16 protein-coding genes are annotated in these 16,106 nt (G+C 49.2%); all 16 read left to right on the top strand.

The genetic code is table 11. From position 1 onward, the window contains the following. Positions 1-6: 6 nt before the first annotated feature. The 16 genes from H8730_RS07645 (at position 7) to glmM (ending at position 16,003) form a co-directional block, all read left to right on the top strand. A complete protein-coding gene (locus tag H8730_RS07645) occupies positions 7-1,071 on the top strand; it encodes a DNA methyltransferase (RefSeq protein WP_177719582.1) in 1,065 nt (354 codons plus the stop codon). Then, positions 1,071-1,934, top strand: a complete 864-nt coding sequence (locus H8730_RS07650) for a hypothetical protein (RefSeq protein ID WP_177719583.1) — start codon at positions 1,071-1,073, stop codon at positions 1,932-1,934. Before H8730_RS07645 ends, H8730_RS07650 begins: the two co-directional genes overlap by 1 nt. 224 nt (positions 1,935-2,158) lie before the next feature. Then, complete coding sequence (locus tag H8730_RS07655) at positions 2,159-2,530, top strand: GntR family transcriptional regulator (protein WP_177719584.1); 372 nt, start codon at positions 2,159-2,161, stop codon at positions 2,528-2,530. Between the two features lie 3 nt (positions 2,531-2,533). Beyond that, positions 2,534-3,376 (top strand): ABC transporter ATP-binding protein, encoded by an 843-nt coding sequence (locus H8730_RS07660; RefSeq protein ID WP_177719585.1) that lies wholly within the window; start codon positions 2,534-2,536, stop codon positions 3,374-3,376. 1 nt (position 3,377) lies between these two features. After that, a complete protein-coding gene (locus H8730_RS07665; protein WP_177719586.1) occupies positions 3,378-4,010 on the top strand; it encodes an ABC-2 transporter permease in 633 nt (210 codons plus the stop codon). Positions 4,011-4,135: 125 nt separating this feature from the next. Then, complete coding sequence (locus H8730_RS07670; RefSeq protein ID WP_346726565.1) at positions 4,136-4,531, top strand: hypothetical protein; 396 nt, start codon at positions 4,136-4,138, stop codon at positions 4,529-4,531. Positions 4,532-4,738: 207 nt separating this feature from the next. Further along, the gene (locus H8730_RS07675; protein WP_177719587.1) at positions 4,739-5,410 is read left to right on the top strand and encodes a response regulator transcription factor; all 672 of its coding nucleotides are present in this window, start codon (positions 4,739-4,741) and stop codon (positions 5,408-5,410) included. Between the two features lie 21 nt (positions 5,411-5,431). After that, positions 5,432-6,421, top strand: a complete 990-nt coding sequence (locus tag H8730_RS07680) for a sensor histidine kinase (protein ID WP_249289630.1) — start codon at positions 5,432-5,434, stop codon at positions 6,419-6,421. A 111-nt stretch (positions 6,422-6,532) separates the two neighbouring features. Beyond that, positions 6,533-7,297, top strand: coding sequence for an ABC transporter ATP-binding protein (locus H8730_RS07685; protein WP_177719589.1), 765 nt, complete (start codon positions 6,533-6,535; stop codon positions 7,295-7,297). Further along, complete coding sequence (locus H8730_RS07690; RefSeq protein ID WP_177719590.1) at positions 7,294-9,360, top strand: ABC transporter permease; 2,067 nt, start codon at positions 7,294-7,296, stop codon at positions 9,358-9,360. The genes H8730_RS07685 and H8730_RS07690 overlap by 4 nt, the downstream gene beginning before the upstream one ends. Continuing rightward, entirely contained in the window at positions 9,357-9,917 is a 561-nt protein-coding gene (locus H8730_RS07695) for an LptM family lipoprotein (RefSeq protein ID WP_177719591.1), read from the top strand. Before H8730_RS07690 ends, H8730_RS07695 begins: the two co-directional genes overlap by 4 nt. A gap of 681 nt (positions 9,918-10,598) precedes the next feature. After that, on the top strand, positions 10,599-10,979 hold the full coding sequence (locus H8730_RS07700; protein WP_177719592.1) for a hypothetical protein: 381 nt from the start codon (positions 10,599-10,601) through the stop codon (positions 10,977-10,979). A gap of 5 nt (positions 10,980-10,984) precedes the next feature. Beyond that, positions 10,985-12,127, top strand: a complete 1,143-nt coding sequence (locus tag H8730_RS07705; RefSeq protein ID WP_177719593.1) for a hypothetical protein — start codon at positions 10,985-10,987, stop codon at positions 12,125-12,127. Positions 12,128-12,323: 196 nt separating this feature from the next. Continuing rightward, on the top strand, positions 12,324-13,187 hold the full coding sequence (gene cdaA, locus H8730_RS07710) for a diadenylate cyclase CdaA (protein ID WP_177719594.1): 864 nt from the start codon (positions 12,324-12,326) through the stop codon (positions 13,185-13,187). Then, a complete protein-coding gene (locus H8730_RS07715; protein ID WP_249289631.1) occupies positions 13,184-14,506 on the top strand; it encodes a CdaR family protein in 1,323 nt (440 codons plus the stop codon). Before cdaA ends, H8730_RS07715 begins: the two co-directional genes overlap by 4 nt. Positions 14,507-14,653: 147 nt before the next feature. After that, positions 14,654-16,003: a phosphoglucosamine mutase gene (gene glmM / locus H8730_RS07720; protein WP_177719596.1), complete on the top strand. Its 1,350-nt coding sequence runs from the start codon at positions 14,654-14,656 to the stop codon at positions 16,001-16,003. Positions 16,004-16,106 lie beyond the last annotated feature (103 nt).

A 16,106-nucleotide genomic window follows, 5' to 3' on the forward strand; every position in this document is an offset into this window, starting at 1 on the left:
GATTTGATGGATAACAATATTGCCGACTCAGAAAAACGATTCCATCTTTTCCACGGAAATGTTTCAGAGAAATATAAAGATTGGCCTTCGCCCGATGTGATAATCTCGGATGGAGCTTATGGTGTTAGAGGATTCAGGGGCGATACGTCAGACGCATATGAGTTGAGTGAATGGTATCAACCGCATGTTCTGGCATGGGCAAAGGCAGCAAAACCGTCTACAAGTTTGTGGTTCTGGAATACAGAAGTTGGATGGGCTACAGTTCATCCCCTTCTGCTTGCGACAGGTTGGGAATATGTTCAATTAGCCATATGGGACAAGGGGCTGGCCCATATTGCTGGGAACGTTAACGGCCAGACGATACGCCAACTTCCCGTCGTAACTGAAGTATCTGCGCTTTATAGACGTAAAGTATTTCTGGATACTGGCGATGGTCAGACGCTTGATGCTAAAGGTTGGCTTCGGGCTGAGTGGCGAAGAAGCGGCTTGCCTATGTCAAAATCAAATGACGCATGTGGAGTCAAGAATGCGGCGACGCGAAAATACCTAACTTCGGATTGGTTGTGGTACTGGCCGCCGGGTGAAGCTGTTCAAAAAATGGCTGAATACTGCACGAAGTATGGAGCTCCGACAGATTGGCCCTATTTTTCCTTGGACGGAAAACACCCCATAACTGCGGCAGATTGGGATAAGTTGCGTGCAATATGGAATCATAAAAACGGAATTACGAATGTATGGAGCCGTCCGCCATTGGCAGATTCAGAGCGGCTTAAAGGTACGATGGAGAGAAGCGCACCGCGGACTTATAAGCCCACGAAGCAGTCCGCAGCGCATCTCAACCAGAAGCCGTTAGACTTGATGCTGACACAGGTTGCTTCAACCACAAATGAAGGGGATATAGTATGGGAACCTTTCGGCGGTCTTGCCACTGGGTCTGTCGCGTCTGTTCTGCTTGGACGGTATTCATATTCTGCTGAGATAGATGATACATTCTTTGATCTTGCCCTAGCAAGACTGGAAGAAGCCAATGAATATTTCAGAATGAACGGGATTTATGAGGGGGTACAGTGATGCCAGAAAGATATGAATTGCCGGGAGATGACGAGCGTACTTTACTTCGGGAAGGTGTGGTACGGGCTTTAAGGGCGGTTCCGATGCATTTTACATCCACAATCAACATGGAGGGACTTTCAGCAATCGATCTGTTTGCCCTGAACACCCTATTAGGTGGCGCAATTGAAGAGCAGACGGTGGCCACTCTAAATGAGACACGTGCGATCTGGGATCCAGAAGGGAGATGGGCCGATTATGAGTTTAAGAGGTATGCTGAGAGTTTTCCAGATGTTCGTCTCGAGCGTAATGGCGGGGATGCCCCTGTGATAGGCATTGAATTAAAAGGCTGGTATCTTCTTGCTAAAGAAGAAATGCCGTCTTTCCGTTTCCGAGCCTCTGCAAATGCAATGACAATATGGGATTTGATCGCGGTGTTCCCGTGGTCACTATCGAATGTGATATCTGGCACTCCTATACTGGAATCACCTTATATTGAGCAGGCAAAATATGTAGCCGACCTTCGGACCTATTATTGGGAGCATAGAAGCGCGACCGCCAAACCTGTTGATCATGCGGATACTCACCCATATCCCGATGCAGGCAGTTCATATTCGGATACCGTCCATGATGACAAGGGAGGGAACTTTGGAAGAATTGCCCGCGTACCTGGTCTGATGGATGATTGGATAGAAGAGGCAATGAAGACCAATCTTGCCGGTATTGAAGCCCGGTGGTGGGTGCGATTCTTGAAACTGTTTGATGAGCGCGGTGACGAGGAAGCGATTCGGATACGGTTTGAACGATTGGCACAATCCATAGGTCGGGGGACAGAATGGACGGAGGAAGTCGTCCAACATGTGATGAGGCTTATGGAAATGTGAGAGGCTCTAATGTCCCTGTCCACAGTTACAGCGAGCAATAGTGAATAGTGAAATCGGCGGACCACAGCGGTCACGCCGATTTTCATCATATCCAAAAGCAGTCATCAGGGCGCCTTTCTTGCGGAGGGCGCCTCGACTGCGATCTTTTTTTTAAATACACCATTGACAAATATGTAATTACTGTATATACTGTTTATATACAGATGAGCGAAAGAGGTGACAAGGTGAATATCTTCATTGATAATAAAAGCGGTGCGCCGATATACGATCAGATCTATTCCCAGATCAAAAACCAGATCATTAGCGGAACGCTGCAGGAAGATGAGGCGCTTCCTTCGATTCGAAATCTGGCAAAGGATCTTCGGATCAGCGTGGTGACAACAAAGCGCGCCTACGATGAACTTGAAAAAGAGGGGTTTATCTATACAGTGGCGGCAAAGGGGTGCTTTGTAGCCCCCAAGAATGTAGAGCTGCTGCGCGAAGAGAATCTAAAAAAGATCGAAGACTATATGCGGAAGATTGCGCAGCTAGCCGCATCTTGTAATCTGACAAAGCGGGATATTTTGGAGATGTTCGATATCATTGAGGAGGAGTAAGCCATGAATGCACTTGAAATCAAAGGTTTGACTAAATCCTACGGCGGCTTCACGTTGGAACATATCAATTTGGTGCTCCCATGTGGATGTATTATGGGCTTGATCGGTGAGAACGGAGCAGGTAAGAGTACTACCATCAGACTGATTCTGGACATGATCCGAGGAGACAGTGGAAGCATAACCATTTTGGGAAAAGACAATCAGGATGAAATGAGGGCGACGAAAGAGGATATCGGCGTTGTCCTGGACGAGGTAGGTTTCCCAGAATGCTTAACCGCAAGACAGGTTCACAACATCATGCGCAATACCTACCAGAGGTGGGATGAAAACGTATATATTGCATACCTGAATAAACTGGATATCCCCAGGGACAGAGAGTTCAAGGATTTTTCCCGCGGAATGAAGATGAAACTAGGAATTGCAGTTGCCATGTCGCATCACCCGAAGCTGCTGATTCTCGACGAGGCCACGAACGGGCTGGATCCGGTGGTTCGGGATGAAGTACTGGATATGTTCAGTGAATTCACAAGGGATGAGACCCATGCTGTCTTGATTTCGTCCCATATTGTCAGCGATCTGGAAAAGATCTGCGACTATATTGCATTTCTGCACAAGGGAAAACTGTTATTGTGTGAAGAAAAGGATGTGCTTCTGGAGCAGTATGGGATACTCCACTGCACGGCAGAGCAGCTCAGAGAGTTGAACCCGGCTGCAATCCGGGGGAAAAAGGAATCGGCCTATGGCGTTGAAGCCATTGTACAGCGGGATGCCATCCCGCCGGGCATGAATATCAGCCCGGTCAGCATTGAGGAACTGTTTGTGTTCATGGCAAAGGAGGCGAAATAAGATGAAGGGGTTAATTTTGAAGGATTTCTATATGGCAATGAAATATTGCCGGGTCTATCTCGCGATTACAATCATTTTTGCGATTGCGTCTATCTACGGCAACAGTACATTTTTTCTATTCTATCCGGTGCTGATGGCGGGCATCATTCCTGTCAACCTGATCTCCTACGATGAAAAGAGCAAGTGGAATGTGTATGTAGGCGCCTTCCCCTATACGCACAGGGAGTTTGTATCGGTGAAGTATATTGTCACCCTGATTTTCTTAGGGATCGGCATAGGTTTGATTGCCATTGTGCAGGCTATCCATATGTTCATCTCCGGGGATGTGGATTGGAACTCATACTTCACGATACTCTCCATTCTCCCGGCGTTAGGCCTGATCCCGCCGTGCATATTGCTGCCTACGGTATTTAAGTTTGGCGTAGAAAAAGGGCGGATCGTATATTTTGCGGTCATTTTGGCTGTCTGTGGCACATTTGGTGCCCTCGGAGCGCTGAGCCTTGATATCAACACGGGCCAGCTCCTCTCCAATATCGGTTCTTGGTTGATACCAGCGGCGCTTGGCTTAGGCGGACTGCTCCTCGTGGCTTCCTGGAACCTCTCGACATATCTCTACCAAAGACGAGAGATATAAGTCCATTCCCGGCGATGGTGAGAAAACTTTTCTTCGCGCCCGGCGCAACGTCAAAGGACGCGCACGCGCTGGTAAAGAAGATCGGGAAAACGACCTATGTTGTTTTCATAACCGAGAATGACGTGATGGGAAAAGAGAAACCTTTATATCGGATTGAGCGCTGTATACTGGAAACCGGCGAAAGGTTTGAGGACGGTACGCATATCCTGTATGTGAACGGAGCATACCGCGACGAATCGCCAATCGGAAAGTTAATGCACGATTTTTCCTGTACGAATCCATCGGATATGTACTACGGCGTGTTAGCAGACAGGGTAAAATTTTTTAAAGAAAGTAAGGAGGGAATCGCAGTCATGTGTAAGGCTATGGAAGATATGAGAAACCAAACACTTAAAGAGGGCATGATTAATGTTGCAAAGAGAATGTTAGCTGATGGTACTTTAACTCTTGAGAAAATTGCCGAATATGCTGGACTTTCTCTTGAGGAAGTAAAGAAGTTAAAAGCAGACAAAACTGCATAACAAGCAATATTTCCCGCGGGCCGAGAATCTGGAAATAGGTTCCCGGCCTTATTTTTATGCCTTAAATATAAATACTCCTTTGACAACTCGCGCCCAGATGGACCATGCCATCTGAATAATTTTGAGGATTGACGGCGCGCATCTCCGGAAGTATAATCAAAGGATAACGGTGCCCGGTTACAGGTGCTGAACTCAAAGGGGGAGGCAATGTATAAGATATTAATTGTGGAGGATGACAGAGGGATTGCCGAGGCCATCAAGGAACAAGCGAAGATGTGGGATTTACAAGCCCAGTGTGTTCAGAATTTTCGAAATGTCCTGGCGGACTTTGCGGACTATGATCCGCATCTTGTGCTGTTGGATATTGCCCTGCCATTTTTTAATGGATATCACTGGTGCAGCGAGATCCGAAAGGTGTCAAAGGTACCGATCATCTTCATCTCATCGGCATCGGACAATATGAACATCGTCATGGCCATGAATCTCGGGGCCGACGATTTTATTGCTAAGCCCTTTGATCAGGGCGTCCTCATGGCTAAAATCCAGGCGATGCTGCGCCGTACCTATGATTTTGCGGCGGCCGTTCCGGTTCTGGAGCACAGGGGAGCCCTTTTGAATACAGGGGACAATACGCTGACCTATGAGGGGGAGCGGATTGATCTGACGAAGAATGAATACCGCATCCTGCTGGCCTTGATGGAGAACAAAGGAAAAGTGGTAAGCCGGGAAAAACTGATGGAACGTCTTTGGGAAACTGATAGCTTTGTCGATGAAAATACACTGACAGTCAATGTGAACCGCCTTCGAAAGAAGCTAGACGCCGTGGGACTTACCGAGTTCATCACAACGAAGTTTGGGGTCGGCTATATCATTACCTGACAGCGGAGAAAGGAAATTTGCATGAAATTTTTTGCTGCCTACTTGAAACAGCGCCGGATGGGAATTGCAGTGTTTGGACTGTGTTGCTTGATTTTCCTCTGCGCTTTTGCGCTGTATCATCTGCCGACAGGCGCCGTGGGGTACCCGGCCCTTGTCTGCGCGCTGTTGGGCGCGCTCTTTTTTGGCTTTGATCTCCAAAGAGCATACCGCAAGCACCGGCAGCTTTTGGAGATGCAGAAGCTATCCGCTGAGATGATGGCGGAATTTCCGGCCATCGCTACGCTGGAGGATGCGGACTATCAGCAGATCATTCAGACGCTCCAGGAGGAGCAAAGGCAACTGGAAAATCAGATGAATCTCCGGTACTCTGATATGGTGGAGTATTATACCATCTGGGCGCATCAGATCAAAACTCCCATCGCCTCCATGCGGCTGAACCTACAGAACGAAGATTCGGAGTTTTCCCGCAAGATTGCGGAGGATCTCTTTCGGATTGAGCAGTACGTGGATATGGTACTGTGCTACCTACGGCTGGATGCAAACTCAACCGACTATGTGATCAAAGACTATAACCTGGATGCCATTGTAAAGCAAGCGGTTAAAAAGTTTGCAAGCCAGTTTATAAAAAGAAAGATACGGCTGGAGTATGAGCCATTGGATACCTGGGTATTAACCGACGAAAAATGGCTGCTCTTTGTCCTGGAGCAGGTGCTTTCCAATGCGCTCAAGTACACAGAATCTGGGGCGATCACCATCGGGCTGGAAGCGCCCAAAACTCTGTATATTCGGGATACGGGGATCGGCATCGCCCCGGAGGATCTTCCGCGGATCTTTGAAAAGGGATATACCGGATACAATGGGCGCAGCGACAAGAAGGCCAGTGGTATTGGACTGTATCTGTGCCGGCGGATCTGTGGAAATCTCGGACATACCATTACGGCCCATTCTTCTCTGGACAGCGGGACGGTGATCCGCATCCAGTTGGAGAAGAGAAAATTGGAGATGGAATAGACTTCTTACAATTTTGTAAGAAGGGAAAGGGGAAATGTAAGCCAATTCGATGGCAGCGCATTTCTCCTTTTTGCTACAATATAGGCAGCAAAGGAACAAGGAGGAAGTTTGATGAGCATATTAGAAGTCAACGGGCTCAAAAAGGTGTACACCACTCGTTTCGGCGGGAATAAGGTGGAAGCTCTCAAGAATGTATCGTTTACCGTGGAGCAAGGCGAGTATGTGGCGATTATGGGGGAATCCGGTTCTGGAAAAACAACGCTGCTCAATATTCTGGCGGCGCTGGATAAGCCCACCAATGGCATCGTAAGCCTGGATGGGCGAGACCTCTCGAAAGTCAAGGAGTCTGCTGTCTCTGCTTTCCGCAGGGACAATCTGGGATTTGTATTTCAGGATTTCAATCTGCTGGATACCTTCACACTGGAGGATAACATCTATCTTCCCTTGGTACTGGCCGGAAAGCATTATACGGAGATGAAGCAGCGCCTGACGCCCATCGCTTCGCAGCTGGGGATTGCGGATATCCTGAAGAAGTATCCCTATGAAGTCTCCGGTGGGCAGAAGCAGCGGGCAGCGGTGGCGAGAGCTTTGATTACAAACCCAAGACTGATACTGGCGGACGAACCCACCGGGGCGCTGGACTCAAGGGCGACCGATGAGCTTTTGCGGCTTTTTAGTGAAATCAACCGGAAAGGGCAGACCATCCTCATGGTGACCCATTCTGTAAAAGCAGCCAGCCATGCGGGGCGGGTGCTGTTTATTAAGGATGGAGAGGTGTTTCATCAGATTTATCGGGGTAACAGCACCAATGAACAGCTGTACCAGAAGATATCCGATACCCTGACGATGTTGGCGACAGGCGGTGACCGGCGATGAAGCATAGCTTTTATCCAAAATTGGCATGGACCGGGATTCGAAAGAACAAGCGCCTGTACACGCCCTACATCTTGACGTGCATGGGAATGGTCATGATGTTTTATATTATGTCTTTTCTCACGTCCAGCGCCCTATTGACCAGTATGCCGGGAGGGGATATCATGCAGGGGATGCTGGGACTTGGAGTGAGAGTCATCGGCGTGTTTGCCCTGATCTTCCTGTTTTATACCAATTCCTTTCTGACTCGCAGGCGTAAAAAGGAATTTGGACTCTATAATATTCTCGGCATGGGAAAACGAAATCTGGCCCGCGTTCTTATGTGGGAGAGCCTGATCATCGCCGCAATCTCCCTGGGAGGCGGCCTCGTTGCCGGCATTGTGTTTTCCAAATTCGCAGAGCTGGGAATGGTGAATATTCTGCGGGCGGAGGGATCCTTTGTGCTAACGCTGGAGCCAAAGGCAATCGTACAGACCCTCCTCTTGTTCGCTGTCATTTTCTTTCTCATCCTGCTGAATACACTGCGGCAGATTCATCTGTCCAACCCCATTGAACTTTTGCACAGCGAGAATACCGGTGAGAAGCCGCCGAAGGCAAACTGGTTTCTAGCCTTAGCTGGCGCAATTATTTTGGGCGCTGCATACTATCTTGCCGTATCCATTGAGAATCCCATAGAAGCTATGGTCTGGTTTTTTGTCGCTGTGATCATGGTCATCATCGCCACCTATCTGCTGTTCATCGCAGGGTCTGTGGCCATCTGCAGATTGCTGCAAAGAAAGAAAGCCTATTACTATAAGACGAACCATTTTGTATCCGTATCGTCCATGGTGTACCGAATGAAGCGCAACGGCGCCGGGCTTGCCTCAATTTGCATCCTCTGCACCATGGTACTGGTGATGATGTCCGCCACCGTGTGCCTATATGTGGGGACAGAGGATAGTTTGCGCACCCGTTACCCGAGAAATATTAACCTGGATGTATCGGTAACCACGCTGGATCGACTCGAAGCAGAGCCAGTCGAAAAGGTTCGCCAGCTTGCCAGTCAGATTGCAAGGGAGCACGGACAATCTCTGGATAACGTATTAGATTACCGGGTAGCAGCTATGGTCGGGTATATCGACGGCGGGCGCATTGACGTCGATCAGTCCTCCATTTATACGTTTCAATTGAGCGCGTACACGGATGTCTGGCAGATATTTTTTGTCCCGCTGGAGGACTACAACCGATTGATGGGACAGAATGAAACACTGGATCCTGGAGAAGTTCTGCTCTACACCACAAAATCAAATTATGAGGAGGATTCCATTGCCCTGGGAGATGGAGAGCCCATGAAGGTCAAAAAAGTGGTCCCTGATTTTGCCGACAACGGCGTGGATGCCATGCAGATGATCCCGTCCATGTATATCTTTGTGCCAGATTTCAACAAGACCTTGCAGCCGATAACAAATGTAGCCAATTGGAGGGGGGATCCGGTCATAGAGCTTCACTGGTTTTATGGGTTTGATCTGGATGGCTCCGACGAGGTTCAGGTACAAATTCAGGAGGAACTTCAGGAAAGCTTACGGCAACTCTCCATCTCCGGCGGAACCTCCTGGGGAGGGGATGATTTTACAGTATCCTGCGAGGGCGTTGCGAAGGAAAGAGCTGGATTTTATGGCATGTACGGTGGATTGTTTTTCCTTGGAATCCTTCTAGGCGTGGTGTTTATCTTCGCCGCCGTGTTGATTATGTACTATAAACAGGTTTCGGAGGGATACGAGGACCAGTCCCGGTTTGGGATCATGCAGAAGGTTGGGATGACGCAGAAAGACATCAAGAGAAGCATTAACTCTCAGATTCTGACAGTGTTCTTCCTGCCGCTGTTGACAGCCGGTGTACACCTGGCCTTCGCCTTTCCCCTCATCCAAAAAATCCTGGTTCTGTTTAGTTTGACTGACCTAAATCTGTTGATCCTCGTTACCGTCTGTTGTTTCCTCATATTTGCATTCTTCTATGTGCTGGTGTACCACATTACATCCAAGGCGTATTTTGCCATTGTGAGCGGTGCAAAGGGGGAGCCGGCATGAAGAGATGGATTTTTATCGCCGTTGCCCTCTGCATGATTCTGGGCCTGGCAAGCTGTGGGCTTAAGGAGTTAGAGCCGGAAACGGTGTATAACTTTATCGACGGCATCGCAGAGGAATTTGGACAATCCCAGCTGACGAAGGATACGAATCTGATTGGCAAGCGCAGCGCTTCCGGCGATACCTATACCGGGCAATACTGGGCGGACTGCGGAGGAAGCACAGGGCGCGACGTGGTTTTTGGCGGTGCTTCCGTAAAACAGAGAACCCTGCGAGTACGCGGACATATCAACACAGAGTCTGGCCAAGCGTGGATTCGAATCAGGATGAACGAGGAAGTGACGGAATTGCAGGCGGATCAAAGCGGGTTTTTTGAGACCGAGCTAAGTTGTAACAGCGGTGGCCACTACATCATGGTCTGCTATGATGCTTTTGAGGGTACGGTGGAGATGACGTCGGAGTTAAAATTTGACTCGTCTTCCAGCGTGGACTTGCAGAAAGGATGGGCAAAATGGATGCCACGGGAGTTCTCAATAGGTGGAGTCATAGGCAGTGTCTGAAATCTATGGTAAAGAAAGGGTTGAGTCAGATGATGACCGGGCTCAGCCTTGGAATCATAGGTCTCCTCATCATACCGACAGGGATCTTAGTCGCGCTTATTTCGATTTTCTGGTCGGTGGCAGATAGAGTAAGCACTATGGGGCGATGAACCATAGAAAGGCAAGAGCCAAGGCCGCGGGAAATCGATCAAGGTCCGCCACACGGCGGACCTGATTCCAAAGAACCGAAGGTTCTTCCAAAGATCGCGAATGCGAACTTTTTTCCAATAGGAAAGTCCGCCGAAAGGCGGACGCAATTCTGAAGAACCGAAGGTTCTTCCAAAGTTCGCGAAGCGAACTTTTTTCCAATAGGAAAGTCCGCCGAAAGGCGGACGCAATTCTGAAGAACCGAAGGTTCTTCCAAAGTTCGCGAAGCGAACTTTTTTTATAGGTACAAAAAGGAGAGGATTGAAAAGAGGACTTGCAGAAAAGGTGCATCTCTGCTATAATATATAAGCTATTTGGCCCTTTACAGCAATTGGAAAAGCATCCAGGGCTTGCCTGGGCGGCTCTGGTGAGGGCTGTAGTCAAGCCTGGGAATGATTTCATTTTTATTAAAAAAAGGTGAAAAGACTGGCAAACAGTGGGATCCTGTGCTATTATAGAACAGCGAGCGTAAAGTCTAGATAAGGATGTGTCTCGATGATCAATAAAGAAAAGATACGGATGATGACGCAGGCGGCAATCTATGAAAAACGGTACTATCGCAGGGACGCCTTCGTTCAGCGCTACTATAAAAACGACTATATCGGAATGGAGAGACTGAAATCGAAGATCTGGCTTACGATCTTCTACGGGATTTCCCTGGTGGCGTATATGTTTGATCAAGTTTATAATCAAGCGGTCGATCTTTTGCACTATGACTATCAAGGGTTTGTCATAAAAGCGGTGCTGATCTATCTGGCGCTGGGCATCATCATTTCCATTATCACATCCAGCGTATATGGCCCTCGGTACGACAAGGCAAATCGGCGGCTCGACGCGTATTACCGTCAGATTGATAAGATCAATACCATGGAGTAAGGGGAATGAGAATGAATCTAGGAACGGTCTTTCAGGTCAGAGGAATCGTTGCGAAGCTCATCAAGCAGTATGAGTTCGTGTTGAAGATTCTGCTGAAGTTCGCTGCCTTTTTGCTGGTCTTTCAACTGGTCAGCGGGTACGATGGCTTTACGGGTAAAGGAATCTATAACGCCCTTCCTGTCCATATGCTTCTGGCCATGGCGGCAGTGCTTCTGCCACATCGATGTGGAGTATTGCTTTCATTTGTTTTAGCTATTGTCAATATGACACAGGTTTCACTTATCGGTGGTATCATAGGGGGCGTCTTTTTAGTTATCCTATACATTACCATTGCTAGGTTATTTCCCGATCATGTTTACATGCTGCTGCTAGTGCCGCTGTGTATCAACCTAAAAATGTATCTTTTGGTTCCCCTGTTTGCCGGGCTTTTTGTGGGAAGTATAGCCATTGTCCCAATCATAGGAGGAACTCTGCTGTGGGGATTCATTCAGGTTCTGCCCAAATTTCTTGAGATGGAGCAGGCCGCCCTGGACGCCCTGCCGAAGATGATATCGGATGTTGTGGTATATAGTTTGGAACAGATTTTCCGCAATGAGACGCTCATCTTTTTAGTTTTCGTCTTTTCGGGAGTCGTATTGCTTGTCAACTTGCTCAATAAGATCAGCATGGACTATATCCAATACATTTCCATAGCTGTCGGAATGGTTATGGGGATGGTATGCCTTATTGTGGGAAAAATCGCGCTGGGCCTGGATTGCGGGTATGCTGCCATTATTTTTTTGAGCCTTTTGAGCTTGCTGTTAATCGGGCTGTTGGAATTCATGCACATGGCTTTAAATTATCAGGCCGCGCAAAAGATTGCCTTTGAGGATGACGACTACTATTATTATGTCAAGGTCATTCCCAAGATCAACATGGGCAAGATGCGGCGAGAAATCAAGAAGATTACCGGAGCGGACGCGGCACAGGAGACGGTTCGCGCGTCAGAATGGGAGAGGCCTGCTAGGAACCCTGAGAAAAAGCCGTTGCCGAGGGAAGCGCGGCCCGCGGAGGAGAGGAGCAGAACCGCGAAGCAGGATAAGCCGTCGCTTATCAGTACGATTCGAAAATCCTTCGATACCAAGAAAAAAGACAATGAAGAGGAGTAGCATTATAGCGGAGGGAGCGCTGGCCCTCCGCTTTTATAGTGCGCCCGACGGCGCTAGTATTTCGAAAATTGTAAAGTAATTGCCAGAAAAATTTTATATAAGTTCCCGATCCGGCCTTTTTTTTTGCCGGAAAGAATGGTATAATAAGAGAAGGCTATCGGATAAGGCAAGGGCGGTGGCAGACAGGGGTGTAACCATGGAAGAGTTTGTTCGGTCTTTCTTTGAGGTTGATACGAATATCAGCGCCTGGGCGCTTCCAGACATACGGATTACGGATATCATCGATATATTAGTCATAGCCTTCATCATCTATGAACTTCTGATATGGTTTCGTAAGACGAGAGCCTGGATTCTCCTCAAGGGGATTTTTTTCCTTTTTGCGTTTGCGGGTGTCTCGATCGTTTTACAGCTCAATATGACACAGTGGATTTTTAAGGCTACGATCAATGTAGGGGTTATCGCGGTCATCATTATATTTCAGCCTGAACTTAGACGGGCGCTGGAGCAGATCGGCCGCGGGAGCTTTTTGTCCTCGGTTTTTAATGTGGAATCCCACACGTTGTCCGAAGAGAATGTGGAGGCGCTGGTCTATGCCATGGAGCAGATGTCCTCTGTGAAAACGGGAGCGCTGATCGTCATTGAACAGGAAGTCGCGCTGGGGGAATATGAGCAGACGGGAATCCCCATCGATGCCGCCATAAGCTCTCAGCTGATCATGAATATTTTTGAACACAACACCCCTCTCCACGACGGCGCGATGATCATACGGGAGGATCGCATCTTGTCGGCAACCTGCTATCTTCCGCTGTCAGAAAATCAGGAGATCAGCAAGGAGCTCGGGACCCGGCACCGGGCGGCGCTAGGCCTCAGCGAGATCTCCGACAGCAAGATATTCGTGGTCTCGGAGGAGACGGGGCATATTTCCATGGCGTACAGTGGCCAGCTCTACCGCCATATCGACGGAGATTTCATCCGGAGGGAGCTTCTGGGAGAGAAGCGGAGCAAAGTGAATAAGCTGAAAGCCAGGCTCATGCGCAGGAAGGGCGGTGATGGATCGTGAAGAAAGAGATCCTGGAGTTCTTTACGAGAAACTGGATTTGGAAGCTGATCGCCATTGTCTGCGCGACGCTGGCTTGGTTTCTTTATATCAACTTGGAGGATCCCATCATCAAGCGAGCGTTCACGGTCAAAGTCGAGATCCTGAATGAGCAGGAAGCGGAGAGCAACAACGATCAGACCATTGAGTACGATCCCAGCGATTTTACCGTTGCCGTTTGGGTCCGGGGAAGGCGCTCTGAGCTGGACGATTTCAAATCCTCCTACATCACGGCGACCGCTGATTTTAAAAACATTCAGCCGGGCAAGAGTCAGGTCAATATCCAGTATTCCCTGAACGCTGGGAAAGCGGGAACCTTTGAGCTGGTGGACAACCAGAATGTGCATACCATCGAGGTAAAGGTGGAGAGCAATATTACGGTGAATCTGCCTCTCGAATATGAGATCGAGGGGACTCCGGCGGAGGGGTATGTCCGGCTGGAGGATGACTCCACAGTGTATGCGTCCCCAGATGTCATCAGTATCTATGGGGCGGAGTCAAAAGTCAACGCTGTCGAGACTGCGAAGGTCATCGTCAACATTGACGGCGCGACGGCTAGCATGCCGGCAAAGGGTGAGGTATTGCTTCTGGACAAGGATGGAAATACGATCCCGAGGGATTCCTTCAAACTGGTCTCTGCCAACTTGGCGTCGGTATACGTGTCCATCTATAAGACTAAGACCATTTCGATTATATCCAATATTACAGGGGACACGCCGGATGGCTATGTCTACATGAATGACGCCGGGCTGTCACAGAAGCAGGTGACGGTTTACGGATCTGAGGTGGATGTGGCGAAGATTGACCGCATAGTGCTTCCGGAGGTGAAGCTGGATACCTGTACAAGCAATTTTGAACAGGAATACGATTTAGAGGCCATGCTGGAGGAAGCGACGGAGGGGACGGTCCATTTGTACAATCCCGAGTCTACGACAGTTAAGCTGACCTTTACTGTCAAGAAGAAGGAAGTCGCCAATCTCACACTGCCGCGGGATCAGATCGAGATTGTAGGCTTGAGCAGCCTTTATGAGGCGTCAATTCCCGCAGACAGTGTGAATATCAGTATTACTGGCCTTCAAGAGGATCTGGAGGCTGTAGAGGTAGCCGATCTGAAAGGTAAAATCGACGTCAGCGCACTTTTGGAGGGGCTCCAGTCGGTCAAGCTGGAGGTCACAGGACTGCCGGAGGGCGTGACGATATATGGGTCGGAGCCAGTCGTATCCGTTCAGATGAGTTTGATCCAGCCGGAAACGGGATCATCCGTACCCATTCCTGATTTGTAGAAGAAGCAGAGAGATGACCGCCAGGGCTGGCGGCCATCTCTTCCCCTAAAAGTCCGCCGCAAGGCGGACGAAATTTTGTTGTACCGAAGTCTTTCAATGTGGGTGGAGTAAAGCCAATGGACGATAGAAAAAATTGGAGGGAATAAAGTGGGACGATTATTTGGAACAGACGGAGTTAGGGGTTTGTATGAAAAAGAGTTGACGCTACAGTTGGCCTACGCGCTTGGAAGGGCTGGGGCGCAGGTTCTGGCTGAAAATCGGCGCCATAAGCCGGTCATTGTGCTAGGCCGGGATACTCGATTTTCTGGGCCAATGCTGGAGGAAGCGCTGGTGAAGGGCATCTGTTCAACGGGCGCTAAGGCGCTTTTGCTCGGCGTGGTTCCAACCCCGGCGGTTGCATATTTGACGAGGTTTTACAGGGCGGACGCGGGGATTGTGATCTCGGCTTCCCATAATCCAGCAAAGGACAATGGGATCAAATTTTTTAACCACGAGGGATACAAGTTACCGGACGCTGTTGAGGATTCCATCGAGGCCCGCATTGAGGAGGAGGGGTTGCTTGCCCGGCCGATGCTGGAGCCAGAGCAAATCCGGGTGGAGGACATACACGAGCAGGCCGTGACAGACTATGTTGACTTTGCCGCATCGATTCCCGCTGCATCCTTTAAAGGGCTAAAGGTTTTTCTCGACTGCGCCAACGGAGCTGCCAGCGAGACGGCGGAAAAGACATTTCGCAAGCTTGGGGCTGAGGTCAGCGCGATTTTTGCTAAGCCGGATGGGTATAATATCAATGACGGCTGTGGCTCTACCCATATGGAAGCATTGCAGCGGAAGATGAGAGAGGGCGCGTACGATGTAGGGTTTGCCTTTGACGGGGATGCGGACCGCTGCCTGGCTGTGGACGCCAGGGGCAATCTTGTGGATGGCGATCAGATTATGGCCCTCTGTGCCACGCAGATGAAACAAAAGGGACTGCTAAAACGAGATACCATCGTCGTGACAGTTATGAGCAATCTGGGCTTGCATCTGTTTGCAGAGAAGGCGGGGATGCATTTGGAGGTCACTAAGGTGGGAGACCGCTATGTGTTGGAGAGAATGCTTGAGCAGGGATATAACATTGGAGGCGAGCAATCGGGACATGTCATCTTTTTAGATGACAATACGACAGGGGACGGTCTGCTGTCCTCCCTCCATGTATGCCAGACCATGCTAGAGTTAAACCAGCCACTGGAGGAGTTGGCGGGCTTGATGCAGGTGCTGCCTCAGGTTTTACTCAATGTGCAGGCGACAAAGGAACAGAAAGAGCGATATGAGCAGGATCCTGCGGTTTCAGCGGAGATCGCCTTTGTTGAAAAACAATTGAAGGGGGCTGGGCGGGTGTTGATCCGTCCTTCGGGGACAGAACCGTTGATCCGCGTTATGCTGGAAGGCGAACATCCAGAGGAGATCGAGGCGTACGCACACCGCATTGCGAAAGCTATTGAAAATGTGAAATGAGACAGTTGTAAGCGGCTGAGATAAGATTGGGAATCAAATCGAGGGTAAACGGCTAGGGGAACGGCGTTTTGGAATGAAATATGGTATAGACCAAAATAAACAA

The sequence above is a fragment of the Bianquea renquensis genome, assembly GCF_014384895.1.
In the GTDB taxonomy this organism is placed as follows: Bacteria; Bacillota; Clostridia; order Lachnospirales; family Bianqueaceae; genus Bianquea; species Bianquea renquensis.